Source organism: Salipiger sp. HF18, assembly GCF_011806505.1.
Lineage (GTDB): Bacteria > Pseudomonadota > Alphaproteobacteria > Rhodobacterales > Rhodobacteraceae > Salipiger > Salipiger thiooxidans.
In genome coordinates, this window is record NZ_JAATOS010000587.1 from 1 (window position 1) to 2,258 (window position 2,258).

At 68.4% G+C, this 2,258-nt stretch carries 3 protein-coding genes; 2 read left to right on the forward strand and 1 reads right to left on the reverse strand.

Annotation, left to right across the window (positions count from 1 at the left end; genetic code table 11):
• Positions 1-667: acyl-CoA dehydrogenase family protein (locus HC022_RS24490; RefSeq protein WP_175583723.1), on the reverse strand; the 667-nt coding region annotated here is incomplete at its 3' end.
• A gap of 138 nt (positions 668-805) precedes the next feature.
• Here HC022_RS24490 and HC022_RS24495 point away from each other — a divergent pair.
• Both HC022_RS24495 and HC022_RS24500 read left to right on the forward strand, forming a co-directional pair.
• Positions 806-1,696 carry a LysR substrate-binding domain-containing protein gene (locus tag HC022_RS24495; protein WP_008886016.1) on the forward strand — a complete coding sequence of 297 codons (891 nt, stop codon included), beginning with the start codon at positions 806-808 and terminating at the stop codon, positions 1,694-1,696.
• A 151-nt stretch (positions 1,697-1,847) separates the two neighbouring features.
• Positions 1,848-2,258, forward strand: a 411-nt coding sequence (locus tag HC022_RS24500) for a hypothetical protein (protein WP_167454131.1), incomplete at its 3' end; no start/stop codon positions are given.

Below are 2,258 nucleotides of genomic sequence, written 5' to 3' on the forward strand. Positions count from 1 at the left end.
CGCCGATCTTCGGCGCCGACAGCCCCTTCATGCCCTTCTCGAGCACGAAGCCGCGGATCTTGCCGCCATGGGCCTCGGACTTGGCCCAGACCACGAAGACGTCGGCGATCGGCGCGTTCGAGATCCACATCTTGGCGCCCTTGAGGCGGTAGCCGCCCTCGGTCTTGGTGGCGCGGGTCTTCATGCCCGCGGGGTCCGAGCCGGCATCGGGCTCGGTCAGGCCGAAGCAACCGATCCACTCGCCCGAGGCCAGCTTCGGCAGGTACTTCTCGCGCTGCGCCTCCGAGCCGTAGGCGTAGATCGGGTACATCACCAGCGAGGACTGCACCGACATCATCGAGCGATAGCCCGAATCCACCCGCTCGACCTCGCGCGCAACCAGCCCGTAGCTCACGTATCCGGCGCCGATGCCGCCGTATTGCTCGGGCACGGTGACCCCCAGCAGGCCCTGCGCGCCCATCTCGGCAAAGATCTCGGGATCGGTCTGCTCTTCCATGTAGGCGTGTTCGACCCGCGGCAGCAGCTTGTCCTGCGCGAAGGCGCGGGCGCTCTCGGCGATCATGCGCTCGTCTTCCTCGAGCTGCGCGTCGAACAGGAACGGGTCCTCCCACGAGAAGGAGGCAAGCGCCGGGTTGTCCTTGGGGCGAAGAGCGGGGGCGTCGGCCATGGCATGAGTCCTTTCGAATTTGCCGCGAACCCTAAGCCGGATCGGCGCCACATGGAAACGAATTAATTTGCGCAAGGAATGAGTTTATCTCATAATCTCGTGAGCGCGGACACCACCGGAAAACGCACGCGAGAGACCATGCGCAAGGCCTACATTCCCTCCGTCGCCGAGCTCGAGGCCTTCACCGCCTGTGCCCGGCGCGGTACCACCACGATGGCGGCCGCGAGCCTCGGCCTGACCCAGAGCGCGATCTCGCGCTCGCTCGCCTCGCTCGAGGACCGGCTCGGCGTCGCGCTCTTCAACCGGGTGCGCCAGCGGCTGGTGCTGTCGCCCGCGGGCCACGCGTTCCTTGGCCGGGCCGAGCATCTATTGGCCGGGCTCGACGAGGCGGCGATGGGCGTGATGGCTTTTGGCGGGCACGACGCCGTGCTGCGCATGGCGGTGCTTCCGAGCCTCGCGCGGATCTGGCTGATCCCGCGGCTTCCCGGCTTCACCCGCGACGCGCCCGAGATCAGCCTCGACCTTTCGGCGCGGCTCTTGCCGGTGGATTTCGGCCGCGAACCCTTCGAGCTTGCGATTATGCGCAGCCGGCATGACATCCCCGGCGTCACCACCGAGCCCATCCTGCCGGAAACCATGGTGACGGTGGCGGCCCCTGCCCTGCTCGACGGCCGCGCGCAGCTCAGCGACGCCGAGATGCTGGCGCTGCCGCTGCTGCAGCAGTCCACGCGCCCGACGCTCTGGCTCGACTGGTTCCGCGGCTCCGACACCGACCCGCGGCGCATCCTGCGCGGGGCCCGGCTCGACCACTTCGACATGATCGTCGACGCCGCCATCGCCGGGCTCGGCATCGGCATCGTGCCCGAGATCGTCGCCCGGCCCGCGCTCGACCGCGGCGCACTGGCGCTGGCCGCGCCGCGCCGCTTCGAGACCGGCGAGAGCTACGCGCTGATCCTGCCCGAGCCCGCCCGCCAAAGCCCCCACGTCCAGCGTTTCCGCAACTGGCTGTTGCGCGAGATCGCTGCCTGACGGGCACGCGCCGCGCGGGCGGCACCACGGCAAAATCTCACAAAACGTGAATTTCTCGCAACCAGAACACTCGAAAGGAGACCGTGCGGACGTTCTCTGCTAGCGTCGGGTCAAGTCATTCTGACCAATTGCTTTCATGAGGTGTCCGGTCATGTCCGATGACGAGGCCTATCTCAACCGCCTGCGCGCCCTCGCCAGGAAGCTCGAGGCGCGCTCGGGCAAGCGCTTTCCTGGGCGTGGTCCGAGCCCCGAGGCGCCGCTCATGGGCGCCGAGCCCTTCGGGGCGGAACCCTTCGGCGCGATGGAAAGCGCCGCCTCGCCCCGCGCCGAGCTCGAGGCGATCATCCGCTGGAGCCGCCCGGTGCTCTGGATCAACCGCGACGAGGTGGACGAGGCGTGGTCGCTCGGTGTGCCCGACGACGCCGACCAGGACCTCATCGCCGAGATGAACGCGCATCGCGCGGGGATCACCGGCATCATCCCCTCGGTCGGGCGCATCGAGCTGCGCAACAACCTGCATTTCGCCTGGTGCGGCACCGGCTGGATCATCGATTTCGACGGC